General features: G+C 64.0%; 28 protein-coding genes. 12 read left to right on the top strand and 16 right to left on the bottom strand.

Annotation, left to right across the window (positions count from 1 at the left end):
• Positions 1–87 precede the first annotated feature (87 nt).
• From ACERI1_RS12605 to ACERI1_RS12590, 4 genes are read right to left on the bottom strand one after another with little or no spacing between them, the layout of a single operon-like run.
• Positions 88–813 carry an aspartate/glutamate racemase family protein gene (locus tag ACERI1_RS12605; protein WP_373618529.1) on the bottom strand — a complete coding sequence of 242 codons (726 nt, stop codon included), beginning with the start codon at positions 811–813 and terminating at the stop codon, positions 88–90.
• The gene (locus tag ACERI1_RS12600) at positions 806–2,398 is read right to left on the bottom strand and encodes a hydantoinase B/oxoprolinase family protein (RefSeq protein ID WP_373618528.1); all 1,593 of its coding nucleotides are present in this window, start codon (positions 2,396–2,398) and stop codon (positions 806–808) included. Before ACERI1_RS12600 ends, ACERI1_RS12605 begins: the two co-directional genes overlap by 8 nt.
• Complete coding sequence (locus ACERI1_RS12595) at positions 2,395–4,425, bottom strand: hydantoinase/oxoprolinase family protein (RefSeq protein ID WP_373618559.1); 2,031 nt, start codon at positions 4,423–4,425, stop codon at positions 2,395–2,397. Before ACERI1_RS12595 ends, ACERI1_RS12600 begins: the two co-directional genes overlap by 4 nt.
• A gap of 47 nt (positions 4,426–4,472) precedes the next feature.
• Positions 4,473–5,678 (bottom strand): Nramp family divalent metal transporter, encoded by a 1,206-nt coding sequence (locus tag ACERI1_RS12590; RefSeq protein WP_373618527.1) that lies wholly within the window; start codon positions 5,676–5,678, stop codon positions 4,473–4,475.
• A 456-nt stretch (positions 5,679–6,134) separates the two neighbouring features.
• On the opposite strand from ACERI1_RS12590, the gene ACERI1_RS12585 reads away from it, so the two are divergent.
• Genes ACERI1_RS12585 through ACERI1_RS12570 form a run of 4 tightly spaced genes read left to right on the top strand, consistent with a single transcriptional unit; the run spans position 6,135 to position 8,529 of the window.
• Entirely contained in the window at positions 6,135–6,797 is a 663-nt protein-coding gene (locus ACERI1_RS12585) for an energy-coupling factor ABC transporter permease (protein WP_373618526.1), read from the top strand.
• Entirely contained in the window at positions 6,794–7,072 is a 279-nt protein-coding gene (locus tag ACERI1_RS12580) for an energy-coupling factor ABC transporter substrate-binding protein (protein WP_373618525.1), read from the top strand. The genes ACERI1_RS12585 and ACERI1_RS12580 overlap by 4 nt, the downstream gene beginning before the upstream one ends.
• Positions 7,073–7,078: 6 nt before the next feature.
• Complete coding sequence (gene cbiQ, locus ACERI1_RS12575) at positions 7,079–7,807, top strand: cobalt ECF transporter T component CbiQ (protein WP_373618524.1); 729 nt, start codon at positions 7,079–7,081, stop codon at positions 7,805–7,807.
• Positions 7,804–8,529: an energy-coupling factor ABC transporter ATP-binding protein gene (locus ACERI1_RS12570; protein ID WP_373618523.1), complete on the top strand. Its 726-nt coding sequence runs from the start codon at positions 7,804–7,806 to the stop codon at positions 8,527–8,529. Before cbiQ ends, ACERI1_RS12570 begins: the two co-directional genes overlap by 4 nt.
• A 10-nt stretch (positions 8,530–8,539) precedes the next feature.
• On the opposite strand, the gene ACERI1_RS12565 is transcribed toward ACERI1_RS12570, so the two are convergent.
• Entirely contained in the window at positions 8,540–9,091 is a 552-nt protein-coding gene (locus tag ACERI1_RS12565; protein WP_373618522.1) for a ribbon-helix-helix protein, CopG family, read from the bottom strand.
• A gap of 71 nt (positions 9,092–9,162) precedes the next feature.
• Positions 9,163–9,663, bottom strand: a complete 501-nt coding sequence (locus tag ACERI1_RS12560; RefSeq protein ID WP_373618521.1) for a metallophosphoesterase family protein — start codon at positions 9,661–9,663, stop codon at positions 9,163–9,165.
• Between the two features lie 61 nt (positions 9,664–9,724).
• Between ACERI1_RS12560 and ACERI1_RS12555 the strand changes: the two genes are divergently transcribed.
• A complete protein-coding gene (locus ACERI1_RS12555) occupies positions 9,725–11,110 on the top strand; it encodes an NUDIX domain-containing protein (protein ID WP_373618520.1) in 1,386 nt (461 codons plus the stop codon).
• Between the two features lie 143 nt (positions 11,111–11,253).
• Here ACERI1_RS12555 and ACERI1_RS12550 read toward each other — a convergent pair whose 3' ends face one another.
• Positions 11,254–11,442, bottom strand: a complete 189-nt coding sequence (locus tag ACERI1_RS12550) for a hypothetical protein (protein ID WP_373618519.1) — start codon at positions 11,440–11,442, stop codon at positions 11,254–11,256.
• A gap of 218 nt (positions 11,443–11,660) precedes the next feature.
• Here ACERI1_RS12550 and ddh point away from each other — a divergent pair, with 218 nt between their 5' ends.
• Positions 11,661–12,587 carry a D-2-hydroxyacid dehydrogenase gene (gene ddh / locus ACERI1_RS12545; protein ID WP_373618518.1) on the top strand — a complete coding sequence of 309 codons (927 nt, stop codon included), beginning with the start codon at positions 11,661–11,663 and terminating at the stop codon, positions 12,585–12,587.
• Between the two features lie 326 nt (positions 12,588–12,913).
• On the opposite strand, the gene engB is transcribed toward ddh, so the two are convergent.
• Entirely contained in the window at positions 12,914–13,537 is a 624-nt protein-coding gene (gene engB / locus ACERI1_RS12540; protein ID WP_092930680.1) for a GTP-binding protein EngB, read from the bottom strand.
• Positions 13,538–13,635: 98 nt separating this feature from the next.
• Complete coding sequence (locus ACERI1_RS12535; RefSeq protein ID WP_373618517.1) at positions 13,636–14,109, bottom strand: hypothetical protein; 474 nt, start codon at positions 14,107–14,109, stop codon at positions 13,636–13,638.
• Between the two features lie 129 nt (positions 14,110–14,238).
• On the opposite strand from ACERI1_RS12535, the gene ACERI1_RS12530 reads away from it, so the two are divergent.
• The gene (locus tag ACERI1_RS12530; protein ID WP_373618516.1) at positions 14,239–15,531 is read left to right on the top strand and encodes a TIGR00341 family protein; all 1,293 of its coding nucleotides are present in this window, start codon (positions 14,239–14,241) and stop codon (positions 15,529–15,531) included.
• Positions 15,532–15,585: 54 nt separating this feature from the next.
• On the opposite strand, the gene ACERI1_RS12525 is transcribed toward ACERI1_RS12530, so the two are convergent.
• Complete coding sequence (locus tag ACERI1_RS12525; protein WP_373618515.1) at positions 15,586–16,569, bottom strand: NOG1 family protein; 984 nt, start codon at positions 16,567–16,569, stop codon at positions 15,586–15,588.
• 82 nt (positions 16,570–16,651) lie between these two features.
• Here ACERI1_RS12525 and ACERI1_RS12520 point away from each other — a divergent pair, with 82 nt between their 5' ends.
• Positions 16,652–17,023 (top strand): DUF5518 domain-containing protein, encoded by a 372-nt coding sequence (locus ACERI1_RS12520; protein ID WP_373618514.1) that lies wholly within the window; start codon positions 16,652–16,654, stop codon positions 17,021–17,023.
• Between the two features lie 37 nt (positions 17,024–17,060).
• Here ACERI1_RS12520 and ACERI1_RS12515 read toward each other — a convergent pair whose 3' ends face one another.
• The 4 genes from ACERI1_RS12515 to ACERI1_RS12500 form a co-directional block, all read right to left on the bottom strand.
• Positions 17,061–17,414: a four-helix bundle copper-binding protein gene (locus ACERI1_RS12515; protein ID WP_373618513.1), complete on the bottom strand. Its 354-nt coding sequence runs from the start codon at positions 17,412–17,414 to the stop codon at positions 17,061–17,063.
• A gap of 121 nt (positions 17,415–17,535) precedes the next feature.
• Entirely contained in the window at positions 17,536–17,820 is a 285-nt protein-coding gene (hisE, locus tag ACERI1_RS12510) for a phosphoribosyl-ATP diphosphatase (protein WP_373618511.1), read from the bottom strand.
• Positions 17,821–18,288: a bifunctional nuclease family protein gene (locus ACERI1_RS12505; RefSeq protein ID WP_373618510.1), complete on the bottom strand. Its 468-nt coding sequence runs from the start codon at positions 18,286–18,288 to the stop codon at positions 17,821–17,823.
• Between the two features lie 107 nt (positions 18,289–18,395).
• Positions 18,396–20,861, bottom strand: a complete 2,466-nt coding sequence (locus ACERI1_RS12500; RefSeq protein ID WP_373618509.1) for an ATP-binding protein — start codon at positions 20,859–20,861, stop codon at positions 18,396–18,398.
• Between the two features lie 217 nt (positions 20,862–21,078).
• Between ACERI1_RS12500 and ACERI1_RS12495 the strand changes: the two genes are divergently transcribed.
• A complete protein-coding gene (locus ACERI1_RS12495) occupies positions 21,079–22,152 on the top strand; it encodes a DUF4157 domain-containing protein (protein WP_373618507.1) in 1,074 nt (357 codons plus the stop codon).
• A gap of 3 nt (positions 22,153–22,155) precedes the next feature.
• Positions 22,156–22,995 (top strand): hypothetical protein, encoded by an 840-nt coding sequence (locus ACERI1_RS12490; RefSeq protein WP_373618506.1) that lies wholly within the window; start codon positions 22,156–22,158, stop codon positions 22,993–22,995.
• A gap of 106 nt (positions 22,996–23,101) precedes the next feature.
• On the opposite strand, the gene pdxT is transcribed toward ACERI1_RS12490, so the two are convergent.
• Complete coding sequence (pdxT, locus tag ACERI1_RS12485; protein WP_373618504.1) at positions 23,102–23,719, bottom strand: pyridoxal 5'-phosphate synthase glutaminase subunit PdxT; 618 nt, start codon at positions 23,717–23,719, stop codon at positions 23,102–23,104.
• A gap of 179 nt (positions 23,720–23,898) precedes the next feature.
• Between pdxT and ACERI1_RS12480 the strand changes: the two genes are divergently transcribed.
• Both ACERI1_RS12480 and ACERI1_RS12475 read left to right on the top strand, forming a co-directional pair.
• On the top strand, positions 23,899–24,114 hold the full coding sequence (locus tag ACERI1_RS12480; protein WP_373618503.1) for a DUF4177 domain-containing protein: 216 nt from the start codon (positions 23,899–23,901) through the stop codon (positions 24,112–24,114).
• A gap of 51 nt (positions 24,115–24,165) precedes the next feature.
• Positions 24,166–25,146: a hypothetical protein gene (locus ACERI1_RS12475; RefSeq protein ID WP_373618558.1), complete on the top strand. Its 981-nt coding sequence runs from the start codon at positions 24,166–24,168 to the stop codon at positions 25,144–25,146.
• Positions 25,147–25,279: 133 nt separating this feature from the next.
• Here the strand turns inward: ACERI1_RS12475 and ACERI1_RS12470 are convergent, their stop codons facing one another.
• Positions 25,280–25,441 (bottom strand): preprotein translocase subunit Sec61beta, encoded by a 162-nt coding sequence (locus ACERI1_RS12470; protein WP_008010615.1) that lies wholly within the window; start codon positions 25,439–25,441, stop codon positions 25,280–25,282.
• Positions 25,442–25,457: the final 16 nt, after the last annotated feature.

The following is a 25,457-nucleotide window of genomic DNA, read 5'->3' as shown; positions in this document are numbered from 1 at the left end:
CCGTCACCGGAGACTTCAGCCAGGGATGGCGATTGTCAGCGCACTTCCACCACGGTGACGCGGCCCCGATACCGACAGGACGTGGCGCTATCGGTCGTGGTCGAACAGCGTTCCCGGACCATCGATCGCGATCCCGGCTGTCCCACAGACGTCCCACAGCGTCGCGCCGTTGCTCGTGATCACCGGGACCCCCAGTTTCGACTCGAGGTCGTCGACCGCAGCCAGCGAGCGGTAGTTCGTACAGGAGACGAAGACGGCGTCGAGGTCGGCGGCGTCATCGACGTGCTCGAGCACCTGTCGGGACACGTCGTCGGGCGTCAACGCGCCGATGGCCGTATTCGCTTCGAGTCCCCGGCCGTCGATCGATTCGACCCCAAACCCTGCCGCCTCGAGGAAGTCCCGCTCCTTTTCGTCGAGATCGCTGGTATAGGGCGTCACGACCGCGATTCGCTCGGCATCGAGCGCCTCGAGCGCGCGGACGACAGAGCGAGCCGTCGCCACTGCGGGAACGCTGGCTGCCTTGGCCAGTCGCTCCTCGAGTTCGGCGTCGAACCCCGGCCCGTGGAGCAGGCTGCCGGTAGTACAGGCGTATGCGACCGCGTCGACGTCGGCGTGACCGAGTAACTCGGCGGCGCGGGCCGCGTCGTCGCTCATCGCGTCGAGTTCGTCGACGGTTACCGACTCGAGGGCCATCCGCGCGCCGTGGACGGTGACCGACTCCGGGAGATGCGCTCGAAACTCCGGCTCGGCCGTCGTGTTCGACGAGGGGACGACCAGGCCCAGCCCTTGGGGGCGCTCGCTCGGCTCAGACATCGTCGTCACCGTCGTCCGCTGCCGGTTCGCCGTGGCCGCCGCCACCGGGCGTCTTGACCGTGACCGTCGTGCCGGCGTCGACGTCGACGGTCGTCTTCGCCGGAGCCGGCTCGCCGTCGATCAGGTTCTCGCCAGTCGCGCCGTTTTCGCCGCCGGCGACGCCCTTCGGCGCGTGGCGACGGCGTTCGGTCAGCAGCGAGACCGTCGCCGCTTTCTCGACGGTGACCGAGCGCTCGAGGCCCAGTCCCCCGCGATGGCGACCGCGGCCGCCGCTGCCCTCGCGGAGCGCGTAGCGCTCGACCCGCAGCGGGTACTCGGTCTCGAGCGATTCGATCGGCGTGTTGAGCGTGTTGGTCATGCCGACCTGGACGCCGTCCATCCCGTCGCGCTCGGCGCGGGCACCGAAGCCGCCGGCGATTGTCTCGTAGTAGGTAAAGGAGCCGTCCCGGGCTCCGATGGTGAGGTTGTTCATCGTTCCCTGGCCCTGTGCGGGAACCCGATCTGGTGCCGCCTGCGCGAGCGCGGTGAAGACGACGTCGGTGACCCGCTGGCTGGTCTCGACGTTGCCGCCGACGACGGCGGCTGGCGGCTCCGGATTCAGGAGCGTCCCTTCGGGCGCGTGGACGCTCACGGGCTCGTAACAGCCGTGGTTCGGCGGGATCTCGGGATCGGTGATCGAGCGCACGACGAAGTAGACGGCGCTCGTCGCGACCGCCAGCGGCGCGTTGAGATTCCCTGCGAGTTGGTCTGCGGTCCCCGAGAAATCGACGTCGATCGCCTCGCCGTCGACCGTCACCGTGACGCTGATCGGGATGTCCTCGTCGGTCACGCCGTCGCCCTCGAGGACGTCGGTCGCCTCGTAGGTGCCGTCGGGTAGCGCCGCGATCTCCTCGGTGATCCGCTCGCGCGAGTAGTCGATTACGGCATCGAAGCCGGTGAGGACGGTTTCGCGGCCGTGTTCGTCGAACAGTGCGGCGAGGCGTTCCTCGGCGCGTTCGTTGGCTGCCTGTTGTGCGCGGAGGTCGGCCCGGCGCTCGCGGGCGTTGCGGACGTTCGCGAGTACGAGCTCGCGGACGTCCTCTCGGGGCTCGCCGCCCTCGACGAGTCGGGTCGGTGGCAGTCGGAGCCCTTCCTGATAGATCTCCTGTGCGCCCGCGGGCATGCTGCCAGGGGTCATCCCGCCGACGTCGGCGTGGTGGGCCCGCGAGACGGCGTAGCCGACGATCTCCTCGTCGGGGGCGATCGGCGAGACCATCGTCACGTCCGGCAGGTGCGTCCCGCCGGTGAAGGGGTCGTTGAGCACGAACACGTCGCCCGGCTGTGGGTCGTGTTCGCGGACGGCCTCGACGGCGGCCGGCATCGCGCCGAGGTGGACCGGAATGTGCTCGGCCTGAGCGATCATCCGCTCCTCGGCGTCGAACAGCGCCGTCGAACAGTCCCGTCTCTCCTTAATGTTCGGCGAGTAGGCCCCGCGGATCAGGGTCTGTCCCATCTCCTCGGCGACGCTCTCTAACTGGTTGCGCAGGACCTCGAGGGTCACTGGGTCGATACTGTCCGCCGTGTCGGGTGTCGAATCCCCTGTCATTGTGCTTCTGCCTCCGTTCGCGTCATGACGAGCGTCCCATCGGCGAGTATCTCGCCGGTCCAGGCTGGCGGGACGACCGTCGTACTCTCTGCCTGCTCGAGCACCGCTGGCCCTGCGACCGACGCGCCGGTCTCGAGTCGATCCCAGTCGTAGACTGTCGTCTCCCGCGCGCCGGCCTCGGGGAAGTGTGCCTCCCGGGAGCCGACGACGGCGTCGCCCGTTCCAGTGTGGCTGATTCCCGGTTCGGTCCCCGGAATCGTCGCCGTCGCGCGGAGGTTGACGACCTCGATCGATTCGTCCATCGCGTAGCCGTAGGTCCGCTCGTGGGCTGCGTGGAAGCGGTCTGCGACCGCCGCCGCGTCGAACGTCTCGTCGACGGGGACGGTCAACTCGAAGCTCTGGCCCGCATACCGGCAGTCGGCGGCCCGTTCGACCCGCGCCGCGTCCCGGTCGGACGCGTCCGCGAGCACGTCCGCGACGAGGTCGTCGTAGACGCTCTCGAGCGTCGCTCGCTCCGCGCCGTCGAGATCGACGCCTACCGTTCGCACGGCGTCGTAGCTCTCGTCGGCCGCGAGGAGGCCAAACGCCGAGAGGACCCCACCCGGTCGCGGGACGACGACCCGATCGACCGACAGCGAGTCGGCCAGTGCCGCGGCGTGCATCGGGCCCGCGCCGCCGAAGGCCACGAGCGCGAACTCGCGAGGGTCGTGGCCCCGCTCGACGGTCACCGAGCGGATCGTCCGCGTCATCGTCGCGTTCGCCACGCGGTAGACGCCTTGTGCCGCCTCGAGCGGTCCCTCGAGGCCCGCTTCGTCGGCCAGTCGACCGAGCGCGTCTCGGGCTGCCTCGACGTCTAAGGTCATCTCGCCGCCGAGTGCGGTCTCGGGGCCGATGTAGCCCAGCACGACGTTGGCGTCGGTGACGGTCGGCTCAGTCCCGCCGCGACCGTAGCAGGCGGGGCCGGGCTGAGAGCCCGAGGATTCCGGCCCGACACGGAGCGCGCCGCCGGCGTCGACCCAGGCGATCGAGCCGCCGCCCGCGCCGACGGTGTTGACGTCGACCATCGGCGTCCGGATCGGCAACCCATCGATTTCGGCGTCGGTCGTCCGTTCGGCCTGGCCATCACGGACGAGGCTCACGTCGCTCGAGGTCCCGCCCATGTCGAAGGTGACGAGTCCCGCGACGTCGTCGTCATCGACGGTCGCTGCGGCACCGACGACGCCGGCGGCAGGTCCCGACAGCGTCGTCGTCACGGCGTGTTCGCGCACCGTTTCGGGGTCGGCGATCCCGCCGTTGGCCTGTATGATCCGCGGTACGGGGATGCCGGCCTCGCTGGCCTCCTCGACCAGCTGGCCGACGTAGGTATCGATCGCCGGTCGGACGTAGGCGTCGACCGCCGTGGTCGAGGTGCGCTCGAACTCGCGGAACTCCGCGAGCACCTCGTGGGACGCGGAGATGGGTACGTCCAGCTCCTTGCGGAGCGTCTCGGCGACGACCCGCTCGTTTTCCGGATCCGCGTAGGCGTGCAACAGCGAGACCGCGACCGCCTCGACGTCGCGCTCGCGTAGCGTCGCCGCCAGTTCGCGGATCTCGGTTTCGTCGACCGACCGTTCGACGCCGTCTTTGGTCGTTCGCTCGTCGACCTCGAAGCGCCGCTCGCGGGGGACCAGCGGGTCGGGCTTTTCGGCCTCGAGATCGTACAGATCTGGCCGGTCCTGCCGGCCAATCTCGAGGACGTCCCGGAACCCCTCGGTCGTCACGAGCGCCGTCTTCGCGCCGCCGCGCTCGAGGAGGGCGTTGACCGAGACGGTCATCGCGTGAGCGAAGCCGTCGATCTCGCTGGGTGCGATGTCGGCGCTGTCGCAGGCTTTCTCGATGCCCTCGAGGACACCGATGTGTTGTGGTTCCGTCGAGGGCACCTTCGCGGTGACGAGCCGGTCATCGATCGAGAGTGCGACGTCGGTAAACGTGCCGCCGACGTCGACGCCGATGCGGGTCTCGTCGCTGCTCGAGTCGTTGTGCGTCATTGCGTCCGAATTCGTATCGTGGTTCGTTGCGTCTGTCATTGAGATCGTTAGACGAGGAGAACGTCGTAGAGCGTTCGGAGGCCAATACCGACGACAACGAGCGTGACGATCCCGCCGAGGACGTTCTGGAGGGTGGTGTTCGTGTACTCGCCCAGCAGGTCGCGGTTGTTCATCGCGTAGATGAGGAAGACCGCCAGGATCGGCAACAGGAGTCCGTTGGCCACCTGTGCGAAGACGATCACCTGGATAGGATTGTAGTCCAGTGCCGAGAAAACGATGCCGATGCCGAGGATCGTCATCCAGATCGCCCGGAATCGCGTCGATGTCAGGTCACGTTCCCAGCCGAGCGCGCCGGCGGTAGCGTAGGCACCCGCAAGCGGCGCACTCATCGCGCTGGTAAAGCCAGCAGCGAACAGGCCGATCGAGAAGAACGTGAGCGCGTAGCCGCCGAAGACGGGCTCTAACTGATCGGCCATCGCACCGACGTTGTCGATCTCGGTTCCCGCGGGAAAGACCGCGGCAGCCGTGACGACGATCGCCGTCGTTATCAGGCCGCCGACGACGACCATCCCGATCGTGTCGGCGCGACACTCGGCGAGGTCGCTTGCGCCGTCCCACCGTTCCTGGACAGTGCTCGCGTGCAGGAACAGGTTGTAGCCGACGACGGTGGTGCCGACGAGACCGGCGATGAGATACGCCGAGCCGTCGGGAACCGTCGGGACGAGGCCGCCCGCAAGCGCGCCGACGTCCGGTCGGACCATGACGGCGTTAAGCAGGAACGCCGCGCCCATGACGCCGACGAGGCCGATGAAGACCCGTTCGATCAGTTTGTAGTTCCCCGTCCACAGCAGTCCGGCGGCGATCAGGCCCATAATCGGGCCCCAGACGTTCTCGCTGACGCCGGTGATCGTCGCCAGCCCGGCGGCACCGCCGACGATGTTCCCCGTCTGGAACGCTGCCGTCCCGATTCCGATCGCGCTCACGACGAGTGCGACCGAGATCGTCCGCGGGAGCGGATTGTCGAACTCGTTTCGGAACGCTTCACCCAGTCCTTCCTGCGTAATCAGGCCCAGTCGCGCGCTCATCTCCTGGAGGACGATCGTCGCCAGAATCGAGAACGCGATCGTCCACACGAGCAGGTACGCGTACTCTGCTCCGATCACACTTGCAGTCGTTACCGTCCCTGGACCGACGAACGCCGCCGCGACGAGCGCTCCTGGTCCGATCGCTTTCAGCCGGTCAATAACACCCATGATGCGTATTCACATACAACACTCTCCGAACTCCTCAAAAGGGTTGTTAAGAGTCGAACATACGGTCACGCAGCCTAGTGTGAACTCGAGATCGTCGTATGAATTCGTATGAACTCGTGTGATCGTTCTCCTCTGCTCCGGGTCTAGTGGACGCTGCAATCAGTGCTCGATTCGGTGGCGCCAGCGGACGAGCTATCGTCGTCACTGGACGTCAGTGCACACCTGATCGAACGAGGTTGTGCGATCGGTCTGTCACTCGTTTCAGTTGTTACTATAGTGACGGGACCTATCAGCTGTGCGCTCACTGCTGTACAGTCTGGCCGAACTTCGATAACCGCGTGCCTCCACTGAATTTCGGGGGAGTGAGCGCCTTCTCGAGAGAAAATCTGCTTGTATTAGATCAATCAAAATTGTTTTAATGGGGAAGCCAGATAACTGCGAGTACGGCGATTACATATGCACATCATGGAAGGGTTCCTGCCCGGCGTCTGGGCGCTCGCGTGGTACGCGATTGCGGCCCCAGTCGTCGGCTACGGGATGCTGAAGACGGCACGTTTAGTGAAGGAAAGGGATGTTAACAAATCTCATATTGCCGTCGCTGCGGCGTTCATCTTCGTGCTGTCGGCGCTGAAACTGCCGTCCGTTACCGGGAGTACGTCGCATCCGACGGGCACTGGCATTGCGGTCGTCCTCTTCGGGCCAGCCGTCACCGCGTTTCTCTCGACGATCGTTCTGCTGTATCAGGCGCTGCTGCTCGGTCACGGCGGCCTGACGACCCTCGGTGCGAACGTCGCATCGATGGGGATCATCGGCCCACTCTTTGGCTGGGTCGTCTACCGCTCGGTTAAACCCCACACGGACCTTCAGAAGGCGACGTTCGCTGCAGCCCTCGTCGCCGACTGGACGACGTACGTCGTCACGTCCACCCAGCTCGCTCTTGCGTTCCCGGCGGAACCGGGGCTCAGTGGGGTGCTCGATTCCGCGATCACGTTTTTGGGCGTCTTCGCGCTGACGCAGCTCCCGATCGGAGTCGTCGAAGGCGCACTCGCGGCTGGCTTGATCGGCTACATCTCCATGTCGAGTGAGTCGGTCCGAACCCGGCTTGGGGTGACAGCATGAATCGGTGGCTCGCCGCGGGTGGCCTCCTGATGGTCGGGCTCGTCCTCTTTTCGTTTACCACTGCGGGTGCATGGGGTGGGGCCGACGGCGCTGCGGGCGAGAAAGTCGATTCCGTCGCCCCGGATTACGACCCGTGGTTCGAGAGCCTCTGGACGCCCCCGAGCGGCGAAATCGAGAGCTTGCTGTTCAGTCTCCAGGCAGCGATCGGCGGCCTCCTGATCGGCTACTATCTCGGACGAACGTCTCCGCTGCAATCCGCGTCTGAGACGCCGTAGTGAGTCATGCACCACACGAGCCTGGAACAGATTCAGATCACCGCGAACTCCCGAATCGAAGGACGCTTGAACGCGTACTTCGTCTTTGCCGCACTGGTGTTGCTCCTCGTCGCTCCCAGTCGGCTCGCGTACGTCTGTGCACTCGCCTGCTTCGTGTCACTCGGTATCGATGCGACAGGCCACGACTATCTGCAGGTGGTCCGACTGCCGGTGTACTTTCTGCTCCCGAGTCTGGTCCTCATCGCGCTGTTTACCAGCGGGCCGACCGCCGTCTCCATGGGCCCGCTCTCGATTTCTTCGACCGGGATCGACCGGTCGATAACGACCGGACTCCGATCGTTCGGATCGATGACGATCCTGGGCTATCTGGTCGTGACGACGACGGTCCCGCAACTGTTCGTCGCGTTGCGATCGCTGCGGTGTCCACAGTTCGTCATCGAAATCTCGTTGCTCACCTACCGCGTCATCCAGATCCTGCTCGACGAACTCCGCCGCCTCGAGTTCGCGGCGAGAGGGCGTCTCGGCTTCCGGACGCGCCGGTCGACGTTTCGAACAGCGAAGTTGCTGTCGTTTTCAGTGTTCTTGAAGTCGATGTCACGAGCCGAGACCCTCAACGACGCGATGCTGGCGCGGAACTACAACGGTGAGATGCCGATGGCACGGACCACCAGTCAGGGCCACGGCTACGCGGCTGCCGTGCTCACGTTGATCGCCATCGCCGGGTGGGCCGTATGATCGAAACCGACGACCTGCACTTCCGACACGGCGACGACCCCGTCCTCGATGGCGTGAACTTCGAGGCACACACGGGTGAGGTGACGGTCATTTTCGGTCGTAACGGCGCCGGGAAGTCGACGTTGTTGCGCCACTTCAACGGCCTGTTCGAACCCGATTCGGGAACCGTGTTCGTCGGGGGCGAGCCCGTCGAATACGACGACGCCTCGCTTGCTGACCTGCGGATGCGCGTTGGACTCGTCTTTCAAAATCCCGACGATCAGATCGTCGCGCCGACGGTCGAACAGGACGTCGAGTTCGGCCCGCGGAACGCGGGCATCGACGAGCCCGACAGGATCGAGCGTGTCCTCTCGGAGTTCGACCTCGACGGACAGACCGACCGTCTGTGTAACACGCTGAGCGGTGGCGAGAAGAAACGCGTCTCGCTGGCCGGCGTCCTCGCGATGGAACCCGAGTACGTGCTGCTCGACGAACCGACCGCTGGACTGGACGGCGATGGGTGTCGGACGATAGTCAGATTCGTCGAGTCTCTTACCGACGCCGGGATCACGCCGATCATCGCGACCCACGACGTCGGCTTCGGGCTCACCGTCGCCGATACGGTGACGGTGCTGGAAGACGGCGTCATCGATTACCGAGGAGAGACCTTCTCGCAGGCGCTCGCCGAACGATACGGCCTTCGAAACTACGTCTTCGAGACGTGGGCGTCACCCGCCGAGTGACTCGCCGCCGTCAATCCCTGTTCTCGTCTCCCTCGGTCACGATCACCTTCGAAACGCCTTGCTCGAGTCTGATCTCCGTCGGTAACTCGACGGTGCTGCGTTCGATGAATCGTGTCATGAACCAGCGCACCGCCTCCGAGGGAAAGACGAGGTGATAAACCCCGTCGCCTTCCTGACGGACGTCGAGAAAGCCACAGAACGACAGCCACTCGAGGAGGTCCCCGACTTCGTCGAACCGGGTCGCGTACTCGTGGGCGTGGTAATCTGAGACGCGGTCGGCAGCCTCGACGAACGCCGGATCGGGATCACCGCCGTCGTAGCAGTACGTGAGGAAAGCATGCAGGAAGTCGATGTCAAGCAGGACGTGCTCGCCCGACGAGAGCATCTGGTAGTACTGTTCTAAGTTGTCGCTTGGCTTCCCACTCGCCGCCTCGAAGTTCGCCGCGTAGAAGGTGAGGGCGCGCCGTACGACCTCGCTCTGTCCGTTCCCCGTCTCGGCAACGAGCGTCTCGAGGGCCGTCGCCGAGTCGTCGTCAAGCGATACCGTCACTCGCTGTGTCATAGTCACACAGGGGTACTCGAGACGGATAGCGTTCACGCACTCTGCCGATCGGTGTCGGATGCCCGATCGATTTAGCCGGATCGCAACTCGACTTCCAGCTCTCCGTCCGTGACGGTTGCGACGTACATCGTCGCGCGGTCGGCAGGTGCCGCACCGGTCGCGCTGCCGGGATTGAGAACGCGCACGCCGTCGACAGCCGTGTCGACGACCTCGTGGGTATGACCCGCGACGACGACCGGCTCGGCGGTGGTCGCTTCGACGCGCGCGGTCTCGACAACCCGTCGCTGCCAGCCCGCCGGCGAGCCGGTTCCGTGGGTCACCGCGAACGTCACCCCGCCGACCTCGAACGTGTCGGTGTGGGGAAGCTCGAGTGTCGGCGGATCGGTGTTTCCACGGATGGCGGTCAGGTTTCCGTTCGCGAGGGCTGCGATCCGCTCATAGGACCGTTGAGAGTCGAAATCGCCCGCGTGGATCGCGTGGTCAGCCGCCTCGAGTTCGTCGCCGACCCAGTCGGGGACGGCGCGTTCGCGGGAGGGGACGTGCGTGTCGGAGACGATCGCAACTCGTGACATATGTGGTCCGACGACAGCCAGTCCCGAAAGCGATTCCCTCCGCGCGCTCGTCTCCCAGTGTATGACCGAACAGAGAGGGAGCGATGCTGATGACGACGAAGCGGCCCTGGACCACGTCGTCACCGGGTTTCTCCGTAACCGTGGCGAGATCCTGTTGCTCCGACGCAGCGATGCAGTCGGAACCTACACCGGCCAGTGGGGTGGCATCTCCGGCTTCGCGGAGGGCCAGCCCGACGACCAGGTCCGCGTCGAGATCCGCGAAGAAACCGGCCTCGAGCCCGATGCCGTCTCGCTCGTCCGCACCGGACGACCGGTCGAGTTCGAGGACACCGACCTCGTGCGCGAGTGGGTCGTCCACCCCTATCTATTCGATTGCGAGACCCGTGAGCTCGAACTGAGCGAGGAACACGACACTGCCGAGTGGGTGTCTCCGACCACGATCTGCGAGGGCGTGGGCGACGACCGCGAGACGGTGCCGAAGCTGTGGACGGCCTACGAGCGCGTCGCCCCCACCGTCCGATCGATCGCGGCCGACGACGAACACGGCGCTGCATACCTGTCGATACGCGCACTCGAGGTGGTGCGCGATCGGGCGGGGCTGCTCGTCGCCGAGCGCAGCGAGTTCGGCGCGGATCCCGACGACGAATGGGACGAACTCGCGGAACTGGCCCGTCGACTGCTCGAGGCGCGACCGTCGATGGCTGTCCTCCGAAATCGGGTCAACCGGCTGATGGCCGACGCAGACGGCACTGACGGCGATGCACCAGCAGTCCTCGAGTCGGCACTGTCGAACATCGACCGTGCGCTATCGGCTGATTCGGACGCCGCGAACAACGCGAGCGACCACATCACGGGTAGCGTCGCGACCCTCTCGCGGTCGGGGACCGTTCTCGAGGCACTCCAGCAGGGTGCCCCCTCGCGGGTGTTCGTCGCGGAATCGCGACCTGGTTGTGAAGGGATCGCTGTCGCCGAAACGCTCGCGGAGACGACCGACAGCGCCGTCACGGTTCACACCGACGCGGCGGTCGCGCACGTGCTCGCACGCGACGATATCGATCGGGTTGTGGTCGGCGCGGATACCGTCCTCCCCGACGGCACTGTGGTGAACAAGACCGGCACGCGCGCGCTGGCGATTGCTGCCGCCCGTGAGGGGGTTCCGGTTTCAGTCGTCGCGGCGACGGACAAGGTCTCGACCCGCGAGGACGTCAACCTCGAGTCCGGCGACCGAACCGCGGTCTACGACGGCGACGCGTCCCTCGACGTGTTGAATCCGACCTTCGACGTGACGCCTGCCGACTGCGTGACCGCGGTCATTACTGAGCGCGGGGCGCTCGAGCCCGGCGAAATCGAGGCCGTCGCCGAGGAACTGCGCGGACTCGAGGGCTGGTGTGACGACGGCGACCCAACAAAGCGGGAAACGACAGATCGAAACCCCTCGAGGGAGTAGCGTCGCATGGCGGCCGTGACGAAGTGTTACCCCCACCGAGCCCCTTGTGACGAGGGATTTTCCCCGAGCCGCCATTCTTCGTGAATCGCCTTGGTCACCGTTGGTGGTCTGTCGTGTGCGATCGTTCGCGCGAGATGGCCTCTCTATCCCCAGATCGTGGCGTTCCCAACGCAGTAGAACAACGCGATCCACCCGACGAACAGTCCCGCGACCACCACTGCGAAGTCTGCCAGACACGTCCCGACGACGACACAGTAGCCGATCCCGATCGTCAATAACAGCAACGAGAGACCAAACAGCACGTGACACCGTCGCGCTACGTTCGGATCCATACTCCTCCGTATCACGATCGACGGTAAATACCTATGTCAGATCCCAGTTATTTTAATGAAAACCGGTCTGTAGGGTGCACACTCCGCGCCAATGAGACTACGGAACAGGACTGTCACGGTCGTTCGGCGGGCGGCCACACACTGTTCGCATGGCCACCGTTGATTGGCCGTCTGCTCGGAGGCAAATCTTCAATCCCGTTTCTATCGTAGCTATCGCTATGCCATTCGAACTCGAGCGACTCGGCGTCCACGAATCGGTCGAAGCGGTCTTCCCACCGGCGGAACTCGCGGCCTTCCTCGCTGACCTGCCGATCGACGTCGCGGTGGTCGACGACGACATCGACGACTGTGATGCGGTCGTCACGCTCGTCTACCGCGAGGCGTTTCTCGAGTTGGACTGGATCCACTCGATTCAGGCGGGGTTCGATCGATTTCCGCGTGCCGTCCTCGAGGACAACGACGTGATCCTCACGAACAGTTCGGGCATCCACGACCGGTCCGTCGGCGAGACGGTCGCGGGCTACCTCCTTATGTTCTCCCGGCGGCTCGACGACTACGTCGCGAATCAGCAACGGCGCCACTGGGAGCGCCCCAAGTGGGACGAGGCCTTTACGCTCCCGGGGTCAACGGCCTGCGTCGTCGGGACCGGAACCCTCGGGAGTGGTGTCGCGGAGACGCTTGGCGCGCTTGGGGTTCGCGTCACGGGCGTTCGCCGCTCCGGCGACCCCGTCCCCGGCTTCGACGAGGTATACGCGAACGACCGGCTGCTCGAGGCGATCGGCGACGCCGACTTCGTGATCGTCACCGTCCCGCTGACCGACGAGACCCACCACCTGTTCGATGCGGACGCGTTCGATGCTATGCGCGATGATGCCTACTTCGTGAACGTCGCCCGGGGATCGATCGTCGACGAACCGGCCTTGATCGACGCACTCGAGGCTGGCGACCTCGCGGGGGCGGCGCTGGACGTCTTCGAGGAGGAACCGTTGCCCGACTCATCGCCGCTGTGGGGGATGGACGAGGTGATCATCTCGCCACACGCTGCGGCCTACACGCGGGACTACTACCGAGACGTGGGCGAGATCGTCCGTGAGAACGTCGGGCGGCTTGCAGACGATGAGGAGTTCTACAACCGCGTGGTCTGATGGAGAGAACACCCGATTGCAGAGCGGTGATGCTACCACCTATGTGATGGTTTTGAATCCATTGGCCGGGCGCACGGTTCGAGTACTACGAGAGCCGTGTAACCCGGGGAAGGGCAGGCTCTTACCAGATATTCATCGCGACCGAGGCCTGCGCGGCGCATAGCGCCGCGCGAAGTCGAACGACCGAGCGGGCCGACGACCGATGTGGAGAGCGCGGTGCGCTCGGAACGGAGGGAGGAGTGCTTTTGATCAACCTTTTACCGAGGGACGTCGCGTGCGAGGCGCTTCGTGCCTCGTACGCGACAGACTGCAGCGTAAAAGGTTGTTTAGAAGAATTTGAACAGATCGTCGCGGTTCTGCTCGTGGAGATGCTCCCGGACGGCCTCGTGCAGCGGCTCGAGTTGTCCCTTCTTCGCGCTGATCGGTGCGATGACCTCTTGCCACTGTTTCCACGGCGGATACAGGCCGAGGCGGTCACAGAGTTCGTTCAGCCGCTCGTCTTCGTCGTCGACTTTGTCCATCTTGTTGACGGCGACGACGGTCGGGATGTCCAGTTCCCGCAGGAAGTGGAACATCTCGACGTCGTAGGGGATCTCGTCGGGGCCGGAGTGGCGGTCGATGATGTCGATGACGCTCTTGCCGTCGACGACGAGGACGGCGACGAGGATGTTGTCGGCGTACGCCTCGAGATAGTGGACGATCTCGGTTTTGATCTCCTCGCGGAGATCCTCGTCGACGCCGCTCATGAAGCCGAAGCCGGGGAGGTCGGTGATGACGAAGTCCTCGGGAGCCCAGTCGTAGTGGTTGGGCTCGCGGGTGACGCCGGGTTTGCCGCCGGTGTCGAAGCTGTGGCCGGTCAGCTCGCGCATGAGCGTGGACTTGCCCACGTTCGAGCGGCCGACGAGGGCGACTTCGGCCTCCCGATTGGGGCGGGTATCGAACTCGATCATACGGGTCCGTAGGCCGGTGCAACCTTTATAGGCGTTGTAACTGGCGCCGACCGCTCGGGGCCGGTTCGGTATCCGTCGACCGTCGCACGCGTCGCATCTCACAGACTCGTCGCGACGGCCACCCCGATCCCGGTCGATATCGCGACGAGCGCGACGATCACCACGAGTCGGCGGCTCGAGGGCGTCGCCTCGAGGTCGACGTGGCGGCTGTCGCGGGCGGTCTGGACGCCGATCCAGGCAAGTGACGATCCTCCGGCGAGCATCGCTGCGGCGAAGAGCCACGCCGCCGTCCCACCGTCGACGAGTGCGGATCGGACCGCAGAGAGCATGACGACGCTTGCGAGGGTGATGTCACCGACTCCGACGAGAGCGTTCCACTGGACGGTTCGGTCGCCGACCGAGAGCGAGTCGGCGATCCCGCCGATGACGAACAGGACCGCCGAGAGGACAACGCCGGCGAGGAGCGCGATAGCCAGGAGGCCGGTGCGTACGCTCGGGCCGAAAGCGGCGAGATACGCACTGATCGATCCGAGCATGACGACGCCCAACAGCGGGGCGATCCGTCGTTTCATGCCGTAATTTATTTCCTTTGACACAAGTGAGTTTCGCGAGCGACGAACGGTCTCTCGAGCGACGATCCGACTGCCAATCTGTGACAGAATGCCCCGAAGTTATACCCCAGGGGTCCGTCACCCCTCGACGTGCGGCTCGTACAGTTGACGGTCCCGACGGGCAAGCGCCAAGCGATCCTCGAGGCCCTCGACGAGCGGAAGATCGATTACGTCGTGACCGACGAGAAGAGCAGTCGAGAGTATACGGCAGTTGTCTACTTTCCGCTGCCGGACGCGGCCGTCGAACCGGTGCTCGACGAGATCCAAGAGACGGGCATCGACGAGGACGCATACACGGTCGTCGTCGACGCGGAGACGGTCGTTTCCCGGCGGTTTCAGGCGCTGCGCGAGGAGTACGAGGACGGCAACGTCGGCTCGGATCGAATCTCGCGCCAGGAACTGCAGGCGGAAGCCGACGACCTGACACCGAGTTTGCCCGTCTACGTGGTGATGACGGTCATCAGCGCCATCGTCGCGACTGCGGGGCTGTTGTTGGACTCGCCGGCGGTCGTCGTCGGATCGATGGTGATCGCGCCGCTGATCGGCCCAGCGCTCGGGGCCAGCGTCGGGACCGTCGTCGACGACGAGGAACTGTTCACGGAGAGCGTCACCTACCAGATTATCGGCGTCGTGCTCGCCATCGGAGCGGCCGCGATCTTCGCGCTGACCGCCCGCACGACGAACATCATTCCGCCGGGGCTCGTCCTGTCGAACGTCGGTGAAATCTCCGAGCGGCTCGCGCCGGACCTGCTGTCGCTCGTGATCGCGCTCGGCGCGGGCGTCGCCGGCGTTGTCAGCATTGCGACGGGAACCTCCGTCGCGCTGGTCGGCGTCATGATCGCGGCGGCGTTGATCCCGCCTGCTGGCGTCGCGGGGATCTCGCTCGCGTGGGGCCAGCCGTCGGCGGCGATCGGTGCGACGGTGCTCGTCCTCGTCAACCTGCTCTCTGTGAATCTCGCCGGCCTCTTGACGCTGTGGTACGCCGGCTACCGGCCGGAGAACCTGTTCTCGCTCGGTGAAACCGAACAGCGCGTGCGAAAGCGGATCATCGGGCTCGCACTCGTCGTCCTCCTCTTCGCGGTGTTTCTCGGCGGGATTTCGTATGCCTCTTACGAGACTGCGACCTTCGAACAGGACGCTCGCGACGAAGTCCTGCAGGTCCTCACACAGGAGCAATACGAGAGCTACGAACTGCTCGAGTCCGAAGTCGTGATGGATACCGACTATCCGTTCCGCAATCCACAGCGGGTGATCGTGACGATCGGCGGCCCGCCGGATGCATCGGTACCCGAACTGGCCGACACCCTCGATGAGCGGATCAACGCCCACGCCGACGGGTCAGTCAGGGTTCAGGTCAGGTATGTCGAAATCCTCGAGCGGTGATGTCGCTGCTGTTCTCCGACGATAGTGTCAAGGGAAGAGCGCTTGAGTGCCCTGTTAGCCCTCGAACGGCAACTCGGGCTCGTACCCGATCGCCTCGACGGCGGCCTCGAGCACGGTCTCGACGTTCGAGTCGGTCGTGACGCTCATGGTGTAGTCGGCGGCGACCTCTGGATCGAGTTCGTCCGTCTCGAACCGGTCTGCCTTGTTCGCGACCGTCAACACCGGGACGTCCTCGAACTGGGCGGCGATCGAGTCCCGAAGCTCGAGCTGTGAGCCGATCGGGTAGCCGCATTCACCGGTGGGATCGACCATGACGAGCATGCAGTCGGCGAGGTGCTCGATAGCGCTGACCGCTTGCGATTCGATCGCGTTGCGATCCTGTGGCGGGCGGTCAAGCAGGCCGGGCGTGTCGACGATCTGATAGCGGATATGGTCGCGCTCGAAGTGGCCGAGACCGATTCCCTTCGTCGTGAAGGGGTAGGAGGCGGTCTCGCCGCGGGCGCTGGTAACGTCGTTGACGAACGACGACTTGCCGACGTTGGGGTAGCCGGCGACGACGATCGTCGGCTCGTCGGGGTTGATCTCGGGCAGATCGCGCAGGTCGTTTCGCGATTCGTTGATATAGAGCAGGTGGTCGTCGATCTGCTCGACGATGTCTGCGAGTCGGGCGAAGGCCTGCTTGCGGTGTTTGCGCGCGGTGTCGACGTCGGTCTTGCGCAGTCGCGGCTGGTACTCCTCGTGGATCTCGCGGGCCTTCCGGCTGGCCCACATCACTTCCGACAGCGCCTGCCGGAGTCGGTCGACGTCGACGATCGCGTCCGCTAGTTCGTAATAAAACGGATGCGCGTCGTACTCGAAGTCCGGCCACGCCGTCACCACGTTCTCTAAGTTGTCGGAGATGATGTTCGCCGCCGTCTGGAGCATCGACTGCTGGGCCTCGAGGCCGCCTTTGGCCTTGCCGGCCCGCGCTGCCCGCGAAAACGCCTTGTCGATCAACTCTTCCGACGTGGGCGTCGTCGGAAGGTCTTCGAAAATCATGCTCCGTGGTAGACGCCGCGACCATAAAAGGGCGTCCGTTGGCCGCCGTCAGCTTATGCCTGCTGGTGTGCTAGCGTTCACTATGACTGACTGGCGTGCCGTCTTCATCGGGTTCGTAGCCATGACTGTTGTCGGAACCTTCGGGCTCGTCGTCCCAGGCATCGGCCAGCTCGCTGCGGGGCTGTTCGGCGGCTTTGTCGCCGGCTACATCGCCGGTGGTGGGCTCGGCAGTGGCTTCTGGCACGGGTTGCTTGCGGGCGCGCTCGGTGGCATCATCGGCGGCTTGCTCGTCGGCGTCGCCGTCGGCCTCGCTGGCCTCGCGCTGGGTCCCCTCGGCGGCGCAATCTCCGGCGCTGCCGGGCTCGGCATCTTTATGATTGCCGTCACGATCTCGTTGGTCATGGCACTCGAGAGCGCAATCGCCGGTGCCGTCGGTGCGGCGCTCAGTGCTTGATCGCCGAATAAAATAGAGCCGCCTCGAGTGTGCGTTTTCAGGCCCCAGCCATCTCTCGACAGCTCTCGGCACACTCCGGCAGGATCTCCGCGCAGGCCTGGCAGTGGTCGTGGTCGTGTTGCTCGCACTCTTCGGCACACTCCTCACAGAGGTCCGCACAGAGTTCGCCGAGCTCGTCGTGATACCCCGAGTTGCGGGCCATGAATCGGGCGTGTAGCGACGCGATGTCGGCGACGTCACGGCAGAGCCGAATACAGCGGGCCATCTCTTCGCCGTCGTCCGCGCTGGCGTCGGCACACCACTCGCAGACCTGGGCGGCCTCGAGGCAGTCGTCGATACATGCTTGCATCTGCTCGTCCGAATGCGCGGTTTCGAGTTGTTGGAGCGCCATCACCGATGCGTTATTGCCCCAGTCGATTCAACGCCGTCGTGGACACTGCAAGCACGGTGGCGGCTCCGGCGGGATACTCTCTCGACGGCGCTCGAGCCGGCTCCAAGTGGCTTCGTCCGACTCAGCGCCGAGCCTCGAGTTCCGCCTCGAGATCCGCTAAGTCCATGTCCTTCATCGAGAGCAACACGAGCAGATGATAGATGATGTCGGCCCCCTCGTGGGCGATCTCCTCGTGATCGTCGTCTTTGGCCGCAAGAACGAGTTCGGTTGACTCTTCGCCGAGTTTCTCTAACACCGCGTTTTCGCCCTTCTCGTGGGTAAACAGCGAGGCAGTGTAGGAGTCTTCGGGCAACGTTTCCTTTCGGTCTTCGATGACAGCGAACAGTTCTTCGAGTATCTCGTCCATTTACAGCTCACCCGACACGTTGCGGATATCTTTGAGGTCGGCGAACTTTTCGCTGTCGTCTCGACCGTCCGCGAAGACCCCCTCGGTGACCTCGATCGGCGCGTTCGTTCGGGCCGCCAGCGCGAGCGAGTCGCTCGGTCGGGCGTCGATGACCGTCTCGCCACGGGGCGTCTCGAGATGCAGATCGGCGATGTAGGTGCCGCCGCGACCGTCCTCGCGTGCCTCGATCTCGTTGATGACGACGCGGTCAATCCGACTGCCCAGTTCTTCCATCACGTCGAGCAACAGATCGTGGGTCAGCGGCCGACCGATGTCTTCAGCCTCGATCCCGCGGGCGATACTCGTCGCCTCCTCGAAGCCGATGAAAATCGGCACGACGTCGTCCTCGCTCTCGATGGCGAGGACGACCACCGGAACCGGCCCCTGCGGGGTCCCCGCGACGCGAACCGCGTCGATGGATGCCTGCATACCCCTACTGTGGGGTGGTAGGGGCAAAACACGTCCGGTCGCGAATGCATGCACCACGGCTCCGCTCGAGGGCTCGGCCCGGCACGCGGCGGGCAGCCGATTCCGCGTCACCGCTCGAACGCGGCGGTCGTCTCGCGGGTGCGCTCGAGGTCGAAGATCCGCCAGGCACCGTCTTCGGGCCGTAGCTCGTACGATTGGGTTGTCCGGTTCCCGTTGCACGCTCGGGTCAGCTTCAGTACGACTCGATCGTCGTCGTCTCGAACGCGCTCGATCCCGCCAACGATCGACAGTTCGCCGCGTGAGAGGATCAGCTGCTCTTTGTGCGAGAACTCGTCGGCGAGCGTCCGGGAGTGGTACAGTTCGTGAGCCCGGTCGCCCTCGCCGTCGGCAAGCAGGTCGACGAACAGCCGGACGACGTCTTCGGGCGAGCGCTCGCCTGCCTTCTCGTCGAACGCTTGGCCGTGGTCGTCGTCTGGTTCGACCGCGGTGTCGACGCTCCGGAGGAGGTGGCTGTACTCGCTCGTCTCGAGCGGATAGAGCTGTCGCGTGCTAACGGTGGCTTCGATCGCACGAACGACGTGTCGCATCTCGATGCACTCGTCGCGGCTGGCCATGATCGCCGCCAGCCGGCAAATCTTCGCGATCTGGCCGCCCGTTAGCTCGATGGCTGCGAGGAGGTCGTACTCGAGGTCGCCGGTCGGTGCGTTCTCGGGGAAGGCGGTCCGCCAGATCGCTTCGCGAACCGGCGGTTCAGGTTTCGGGAACCACACCGTGTGGTCGATCCGGCGCTCGAACGCGTCGTCGATGTTCGCTGCGTTGTTCGTCGTTAGTACGACGACGCCTTCGTAGCGTTCGATGCGCTGGAGCAGATAGTTGACCTCGGCGTTGGCGTAGCGGTCGGTCGCGTCGTTCACGTCGGCGCGGTCGCCAAAGATCGAATCCGCCTCGTCGAACAGCAACATCGCGTTCGACTGGGCGCCAGCTTGAAAGATCCGTTCTAAGTTCTCCTCGGTCTCACCGATGTACTTCGAGACGACCGTCGAGAGGTCGACCTTGTACAGCGCCATCCCGACGTCGGCGGCGAGCACCTCCGCGGCCATCGTCTTCCCCGTTCCCGACGGGCCTTTGAAGAGTGCGACTACGCCGGCGGCTCGCGAGCCGACCTCGTCGAAGCCCCACTCACCGTAGATACGCGCCTTCTCCGTGATGTGATCGCGCAGCAGCCGAAGTTCGCGGTCGGTCCCATCGCGAAGCTTGATGTCGTCCCAGTCGCTTGCAGGCTCGATCCGGTGGGCGAGTTCGTCGAGCCCGTCGTCGGACTGGGCGCGACAGCCCTCGTAGACATCCGTCGCAGTGAGGTCGTCGCCGTCGGCCAGCGATCGTGCGGTTGCCAGCGCCGCCTCGAGTTGTCCCTGCGTGAGATCGAACGTGCCGGCCAGTGTCGACGGCTCGACGACGTCGGGCAGGGCATCGACGTTGTCTTCCCAAAACGCCAGGCGCAGGTCGATCGAGGGCCGCGGGAACTCGAGGATGGCGTCGATCGCAACGGTCGTCCCCGTCGGTCGCCACGCCTCGGTCCCGGTCACGAACAGCGGTGCTTCGAGGTCGGCAAACCGGTCGAAAACCGTCTCGAGCGTGTACTTAGTATCCCGCTTGCGGAGCGCGTCGGCGTTCGTGAGGTGGACCGAACAATCCTGGAGCAGTGCCTCTCGATGGAGTCGCTCGAGTGCGTTCCCATCACCCTCCTCGTTTGTCTCGAGGACCGCCGGCAGCGACGCACGGAGCAGTCTGTCGTCTGCCAGTGCCTCGATCGCGTCATCGCGTTCGCTACCCGCCGGCCCGTGGAAGTAGTAGCGACCGCCGGCCACGTCGGTCGCTGCAAGCGACGCGAGTCGATCGCGGACGTGTGGCTCGAGGCGGAGGTCATCGAGGGATCGATCGGGTGCTGTGAGAGTTGCGACCTGTTCTAGCGTAGGATCGAGGTCGACGTGTCCCTCGAGATACGAGACGAGGCGGGAATCGACGGTTACGAGACGGTGCTGTCTCGAGTGACTCGGCTCGACTGGCGCTGAAAGCGATACCAGATCGTGCTGGCGAAGCGGGGATCGTTGCCCTACCAGCGCGGTGGCGGCCAGCCGCTGTGGTTCGGTTCGGGAGAACAACTCGCCGATCAGGCCGACCGTCGGGTGCGTTATCGCGTCGCCGTGTAGTTCACGGAAAAAGCCCTGATAGTCGGCGTCGAGTTCGGGGGCGAGTGCCAGCACGAACACGTCGAGATGCGCTCGAGATAGTCCGAAGCGGTCGGCCAGACGCTGCAGCCGAAGTGTGACAGCTGACGGTGACTGCTGACAGCGCTCGTCGATCCGGGCTGCGCGGTCGATGAGGTGGTGAACCGTCTCGACGGGCAGTCCATATGACAGGGTCACAGACTCGTCTGCCAATTCGACCTCCGCTACAGTCGCCAGTGCCTCCCCTGCCGGGATCGTGTCCGTGTTTTCTATACACGCCTCGAGGAGGGTTCCGATTCGCTCGAGTTCGTCCAACAGATGTGCTCGTGTGGTCTCGTAGGGCATTCGATCGGTATCGAGAATACCACAACGCACAACAATAAAATTTAGATATAATTCAGTAGCAAATACTATTGTACATGAGGTAAAATGATGGAATACCATAGCGATGGGACGATATGCTTCGCGATCGGAGCGGTCGTCCGACGAGTCACGATCGTCGACGCCGCTTTCGATCCGACAGTCGCGTACTGCGGACGTCACAGTCCAGCGGACAAGCGACATGACAGCAGCCAGTGACGAACTTCCCCACTCGATCGGCGGTCTCGGTGCCGCCGAACGGCTCGAGCGAGTGAAAGAGCAAACCGAATCACCCACCGAACGGACGACGAACGATCCGTGTTCCGACAAACACTGGCATCGTGGTGTTTCAACGTCGCTCCAGCGAACCGCGTCGGCACGGGACACGGGCCCAGCCGGTGAGACACAGGTTCCCGACTCGGTCCGGGATGTCATTTCCTCGCCTGGCCGGTCGCTGGATCCGTCGATCCAGCGCGCGATGGAAGACCGGATGGGTGATTCGCTGGGCGACGTGCGGATCCACACCGGGTCGAAGGCGGCGCAGGCCTGCGAGCACATCAACGCTCGAGCGTTCACCGTCGGGAATCACGTCGCCTTCAATTCTGGCGAATACGACCCCGAATCGGCGGAAGGCCAGCACGTGCTCGCCCACGAGTTAGCACACGTCCGCCAGCAGACCGGCGGGGCGATCTCGATGCTGCCGCAGGAGGATCTGGGCCTCGAGATCGATCCTGATCCACAGTTAGAGCGGGAAGCCGAGAAAACTGCTCAGCAAGTGATGCGAGGCGGTGAGTTGGGCATTCAGCGTCTCGGTAAAACGGATGTTCACATTCAGCGCTCGATCAAGAATCGGGCATCATCACTGAAAGATCGATTGTTCGGAAAAACTGACGAAGCCAGTCTGTCGCTCAACGATATCGACGAGAGTTCCGGCGTCGACGAGCGTCTCTACGCGCTGGCAGAGAACCAAGACCAACTGCAGGCTAAAGTCGATGAACTATCGACCACACTCGAGGGGAGCCTTTTGGAGACGGTTCGTGATGCCGGGACTGGCGAAGCGCTCAAGATAGGAATGACGGAAGTTGGGCAGGAGTCAGGGATCCCCTTTGGCAAAACTATGGGTTCGCTTGCAGGGAGTGCGCTCCAAGCAATTTACAACAACCGACAGAAGGTGCTCGAGATTCTCGGATTCAAGCCCGAGTCCACTTCCGATGAAGCACGGGAAACTGAGTCGAGCAATCGTCCTGATAGAGTGCCTGGTCCCGAGGTGATGTAACAAATGAAAGCCTTACTAGGCGATGAAGATACAGGCGGGATCGGAATCAGAGTCATCGATAATAACGGAGCTAGCCACGGAATTTCGGTCGACTTTGATGGAAAAATAACGTACCACGAACAAGACGGCTACCCGGATGACCCGGACAGACGAACGAGCCATGGCAACGAGATGGTCGATCAAGCACGGGATTACGCCAAGTGGTACGTCGCTCAAAACACCGAGCACGACACGGCTCCCTGGTACCTCCGAAGTGATCGGATCGAGCAGGTCAAAGAAGCCGTCGCGAACCTTCCCGAAGACGACCTGAATCGCTATTTCGATCACTACTATCGACAACTGGCTGGCGCGTACGATTCGACTATCACACAACCACATCCGGATCCCGTTCCAGCCGGTGGGGCGATGAACGAGTACCGTGAGCACAAACTCGACGTCTACCTTACTGACGATAGGTGCGACATCGACGCCACGTCCGATGTCCACGTGATGTACTACGCTGACATCAATGACGACCGCCTCGTCCGTGGCGAAGATCCCTATCCAGACCGAAAACCGGATACGCGCCTCGAGCACGTCGTCATCGATCTCGACAGGGATCAGTTCCGGGAATTCCTGGTCTATCTCCTTCGCTGTCAGATTCGTGATAGCTACCTCGCCCGCGGTGAGAAACCACCGGACGAATATCGCGTTCTCGGTCCCGGAACGGACCACATGATGGTCCGGTGTATGAACCGTGATGGCGTTCCCCCATATCACGATTACACCGCCACTATCAGCGAGTACCGTGCGGAGGATACGTTCAATGCAGGGCTGTTCGCGCCACTGTTGAACCTCCTCTAAGCGATCAGTCCGTGATGCACGCGATACAGGACACCACACTGAACAAGTGTTCTGCACTCCGCTGTGGTGGGCCGCAAAGAGAGCACCGCTCGACCGATCGGTCGTCCTATGCGGACTCCTCGAGTCTGGGAACCGCTGCGGCCTCGTTTTCGAAGAAGGCCAGTCCGTGAATCCGGCTATCGGGCGTCAGTTCGGGATGAAACGCGGTGCCGACGACCGGGCCGTCTCGGACCGCGACTGGCCGACCGTCCCACGTCGCGAGCACCTCGGCGTCGCCGACCGAGTCGATCGCCGGCGCGCGGATGAACACTGCCGGATACGGGTCCTCGAGGCCAGATACCTCGAGTGGCGCTTCGAAGCTGTCTTTCTGGCGACCGAAGGCGTTGCGCTCGACCGACGCGTCGAGCAGCCCCAGTTCGTCGACCCGGTCGTCGCCGGCGTCGCTCGAGGCGACGATGAGACCGGCACAGGTCGCAAGCAGCGGTTTCCCGGCGGCGACGTGTGCCTCGATTTCGGGGGCAATGCCGTCGCTGTGGAGCAGCCGGGAGATGGTCGTCGATTCCCCGCCTGGCATCGCTAATAGGTCACAGTCGGGGACGACTCCTGCATCACGGATCTCGTGGACGGTGACCTCGTGGCCGTGGGCCGTGGCGGCGCGTTCGATGGCCGCGGCGTGTTCTTCGACGTCGCCCTGGACTGCGACGACGCCAGCAGTCAGTGACATGGCCGCGGGTATGGATGGCGCGCTCAAAAAGGTCGCGTCACCGGCTTGCTGTGGCGAACGCCAACGATGGTGCCGATTTCGACGACTGCAGTCAGTAGTCGTATGATATCGTGACCTCTTCGGTCGGGAGATTGCCTGCCCCAGCCTTACTGGTGTTGGCCACGTCCGATCATGTATCGATGAGCCAGTCCGACGTGCGCCGCTGGGAGTACAAAACACTCAGACCGTCACGCGACGAAACGAAAAAGGAGGCCACGGATCCGCAAGCGGCGCTGAACGACTACGGTGCGGACGGCTGGGAACTCGTCGCGACGATCGAGTACACGGGCGGTGGCACCAAGTTCCTCGTGTTCAAACGGCCCGCTGGCGCGAGCACCGGTGGCGATGAGGGGTGATTCGGTGTGACCGAAACGTCCGGTGAGTCCGAAATAAGCACGGCAAACACGATGCGCGAGCGTGCCGGCGAGAGCCGCCTCAAAATCTGGCTGCTCCTCGGCGCGAACCGTCTTCATGTAACCGCTGTCCTGGCGCTGGCCGTCTTCGTCGGCTTCGTCGCGGCTGTCACCCTGCTCCCGAAGCCGCTGACGCCACAGTTACAGACCGGCGACACGATCGAAACGATGTTCTCGACGATGCTCTCGGCTATCATCACCGGGACCACGCTCGTTGTCACGATCGGTCAGCTAGTCCTTTCCCAGGAGAATGGGCCGCTTGGCGACCAGCGCGAGCGAATGGAGAACTCGATGGATTTTCGGGACTTCACCGAAGAGCTGATTGGCTCACCCAGTCCGGCTGATCCGTCGACGTTCCTCCGGGAACTCGTCGGTGTGGCCCAGCAGCGAGCCGAAAATCTTCGCGAGCATGTCTCCGAAAACGACGCCGACGGGCTCCGAGCGGACGTCGACGAGTTCACCGACAGTCTCGTCGGCAACTCCGAAACCGTCCGCGACCAGCTCGAGGGTGCGTCGTTCGGGACCTTCGACGTCCTATTCGCGGCGCTCAACTACAACTACGGCTGGAAGATCTTCCAGGTCGAACGGATCGCAAACGAGTACGAGGACGACCTTTCTGACGACGAACTGGCGCTGTTAGATGAGCTGAAGACCGCGTTGAGTCTGTTCGGGCCGGCGCGGGAACACGTCAAGACCCTGTACTTCGAGTGGGCGCTCGTCTCGCTCTCGCAGATGATCCTCTATGCGGCGGTGCCGGCGCTGGTCATCGCCGGCATCATGCTCACCGTCGTCGATGCGGGCACGTTTCCCGGACAGACACTCGGCGTCACGAATATGACGTTGGCGATCGGGCTGGCGTTTACGATCACGCTCGTGCCGTTTCTGCTGTTTACGGCCTACGTGCTCCGGATCGTCACGGTCGCAAAGCGGACGCTCGCGATCGAGCCGCTCATCCTTCGCGACTCACAGCGGTAGGCCGCGATTCGGATCATGTCCTACCCCACCGAGTGCCGGCTCGATCCATCGTCGACATCGATCGGTTATCGCAGTCAGCATGATGCACTGCTCGAGGCACACTGATGGAAGTGAACGGGTCGAGAAAGGCGAGTTACGAGATAAACGTCAGTAGCTGAACCAGCACGCCCAGCATGACGCCGAACGCGATGACCGTCTTGGGGTCGATACGGATAGCGTTCGAGTCCTCGGAGTCGAAGTACCGGACGAGTCCGGCACTGGACATCAGCCCGCCGGTGTTCTGTCCTTTGTCCATATCCGATCCTATGGGT

Origin of the sequence: Natrinema sp. HArc-T2 (assembly GCF_041821085.1) — an archaeon.
In the GTDB taxonomy this organism is placed as follows: domain Archaea; phylum Halobacteriota; class Halobacteria; order Halobacteriales; family Natrialbaceae; genus Natrinema.
This window is presented reverse-complemented; position numbering and strand designations above follow the sequence as displayed.